Here is a 3,082-nt window from a genome sequence, read left to right on the forward strand (position 1 = left end):
GTTTTATTTGGATTATTTTTATTTGCGGGTTTATTACTACCTTTAATTTTAGATTTTGGACTATTAGAATTTTTTGGTTCCTTACTTACAAAGGTAATGAGACCTATATTCAAATTACCTGGAAGATCATCTATAGATTGTATAACTTCTTGGCTAGGGGATGGAACTATAGGAGTTCTTCTAACTAGTAAACAATATGAGGACGGTTTTTACTCTAAAAGAGAAGCTGCTATTATAGCTACTAACTTTTCTGCAGTATCTATAACTTTTGCTTTAGTTGTTATAGCTCAAGTTAATCTTTCTCATATGTTTGTTCCATTTTATCTTACTGTATCCTTTGCTGGTATTGTTGCAGCTTTTATAATTCCAAGAATTCCGCCTTTAAGTAAGATAAATGATAGCTATTATAATAACTGTAATAGTAATTTAAACGAACTTATTCCAGAAGGATATACAAGCTTTTCCTTTGGTTTAGAAAAAGCTATAGAAAAGGCAAATTCTCCTGAAAATAATATTAAAAAGGTTTCTTTAGATGGATTTAAAAATATATTTGATATGTGGATTGGTGTTACCCCTGTAATAATGTCTATGGGTACTCTTGCTCTAATAATAGCGGAATATACTAGCTTATTTGAATGGCTTGGATTACCATTTATTCCTCTTTTAAATTTACTTCAAATTCCTGAAGCTGCTGCTGCCTCTCAAACAATTATGGTAGGCTTTGCAGATATGTTTTTACCTTCAGTTATGGCTAGCAGTATTACAAGTGATATGACAAGATTCATAGTAGCATCCCTATCTGTTACTCAGCTTATTTATATGTCTGAGGTAGGTGGTCTTATACTTGGATCTAAGATACCACTAAATGTTAAAGACTTACTTGTAATCTTCATTCTTAGAACCTTAATAACATTACCTATAATAACCTTAATAGCTCATATACTATTTTAAATATTTTATAAGTAATTTATTATAAAATATTTAAAATTACAAAAAATCGCAACTTAAAATTTATCAATAAATAATAAAAGACTTTCCTACTAGTATAAAATCTAGTGGGAAAGTCTTTTATATTACCTTTAGTAACTCTAAATTAGCAGTGTAACTTTATTTATCATATTCATCTAAATAAGAGTGGTGGTTTCCTCCCTCTACCCATCCTAAAATTGACTCTACATTTACGTTCTCTGCTGATTTGAATATAGATTTATCAACATCCTTAAAGTCCTTCTTTATATTTTCTATAAGAGCTTTAATTTCATAACGTTTATTCCCTATCTTTTTTGCGGATACCATGCAAGCACAGTTTAACGGCCATATACCACTACTTTGTGTGAATCTTTGAATATCCTTCTCTTCAATATAATAAAGTGGTCTTATAAGCTCTATGCCCTCAAAGTTAGAAGCCTTAATCTTTGGAAGCATAGTTTTAAAATTACCTGCATATAAAACATTTAATAAAGTAGTTTCTATAACGTCATTAAAATGATGTCCTAATGCAAGCTTATTACAACCTAGTTCCTTTGCCTTAGAATACAAAGCTCCTCTTCTCATTCTAGCGCACATGTAGCAAGGATAATCCTTAGCAATTTTATCTACTACATCAAAAATACCTGAATTAAATATATGTAAAGGGATATTTAAATACTCACAATTATCTATAAGAAGCTCCCTAATATTTTCATGATATCCTGGATCCATAGCTATAAATTCAAGGGAAAAATTCATCTGTCCATGTCTTTTAAGCTCTTGAAAAAGCTTTGCCATAATAAGACTATCTTTTCCTCCTGATATAGCAACTGCTACTTTATCACCATCCTCTACCAGGTTATAATTCTTTATAGCCTTAATAAATTTAGCCCAAGTTTGTTTTCTATACTTCTTTATTAGGCTACGCTCAATTTCCTCTAAAGGCTTTCTCTCATTAAAAGGAACTAGGATGTCACATCCATTTCCTGCTAAATCACTCATTATAACACCTCACTTTTCTTGAAATATTATATCATTTTAATAATATAATGTCTTTACTAATTAGTTGAATAAATTATACAATATATTCATATGAATATATATAATAGCATTATTTTCGGGGGTACTACAATGTTTTCTAATTTAATAAATACAAAAGATAATTTAGATAAGGAGTTATATGACTTAAAAATAAGCTCTTCTAATAAATTAACATATGATAAGGATAATCCAATAGAATATTTTAATGAAATGGAAAACCTTATAATAAATGAATTTAATAATCTAAGTGAAACTAAAGAACATAGTCTTAAATCCATAGTACATATTCTTCAGCGCTATAAAGAAGATTTTTCTAGTTATTATAAAACTTCTAGAGAATTATCAAAAGTTATGGAAGTTCCAAAGGAAGTCTTAACTATGTTTTCTTACACAGAATATGATGACTTTAAAAAGTTAACTTCTCTAGTAATAACTAATTTAAAACTTTTAAACTCAATTAAATCTAACCTTTCTACTTCTAAAAATAATTCTATATTAGAAGCTATAAATGGAATTTCTAATATGAAAAAATTTAAAAACTTATCAATAGATATTAATGGGGAAACTATTGATTTAGATGAGATTATAATTACTAAAAAAGGAATTTTTGTATTAAAAATATTTGATTTCTCTTTGGATGATTCTATATTCATTGAAGTTACAAATGATGGTAAATTATTCAAACATCAAGGTATGCATAAGAAGCTTATAACTAAAAATTTCAGGTCTCATTTAAGTAATTATTGTAAGTTTTTAGAAAAAAATATCAATGAAAAAATTAAAACTTCTGAAGAATTAAATGACTATATAAAAGTATATCCTTTAGGTGTGGTAATCAATAATAACTGTAAAATACTCAATGTATCAAATATACCTTTATTAAAAGTAAATTCTTTAGAAAATCATTTATCAAATTACAAGGATGTATTAGAAGAAGCTGATTTATCTCTAATCTATGACATAGTTTCAGAATCTATAACCTTGAAAGAGAATAAAGATTTTGTAAGTGTGGATATAAATACATTGGAATATTTAAAAATTATTTTAGTTTCCAGTAAAGTTTTAAAAGAAG

3 protein-coding genes are annotated in these 3,082 nt (G+C 27.3%); 2 read left to right on the forward strand and 1 reads right to left on the reverse strand.

Annotated features, from left to right (window positions below; all coding sequences use genetic code 11):
* On the forward strand, window positions 1–951 hold a 951-nt coding region (locus AB2369_RS12600; RefSeq protein WP_367666824.1), incomplete at its 5' end, for a YjiH family protein.
* A gap of 156 nt (window positions 952–1,107) precedes the next feature.
* Here the strand turns inward: AB2369_RS12600 and AB2369_RS12605 are convergent.
* Window positions 1,108–1,971 carry a tRNA 2-thiocytidine biosynthesis TtcA family protein gene (locus AB2369_RS12605; RefSeq protein WP_367666825.1) on the reverse strand — a complete coding sequence of 288 codons (864 nt, stop codon included), beginning with the start codon at window positions 1,969–1,971 and terminating at the stop codon, window positions 1,108–1,110.
* 129 nt (window positions 1,972–2,100) lie between these two features.
* Here AB2369_RS12605 and AB2369_RS12610 point away from each other — a divergent pair.
* Window positions 2,101–3,082 (forward strand): hypothetical protein (locus AB2369_RS12610; RefSeq protein WP_367666826.1); only part of this gene is annotated, 982 nt, incomplete at its 3' end.

The sequence above is a fragment of the Clostridium sp. genome, assembly GCF_040797585.1.
GTDB lineage: Bacteria > Bacillota > Clostridia > Clostridiales > Clostridiaceae > Clostridium_Z.

Coding starts and splice junctions, on each gene's coding strand:
- AB2369_RS12605 (WP_367666825.1), bottom strand. CDS start 1,971: ATGAGTGATTTAGCAGGAAATGGATGTGACATCCTAGTTCCTTTTAAT.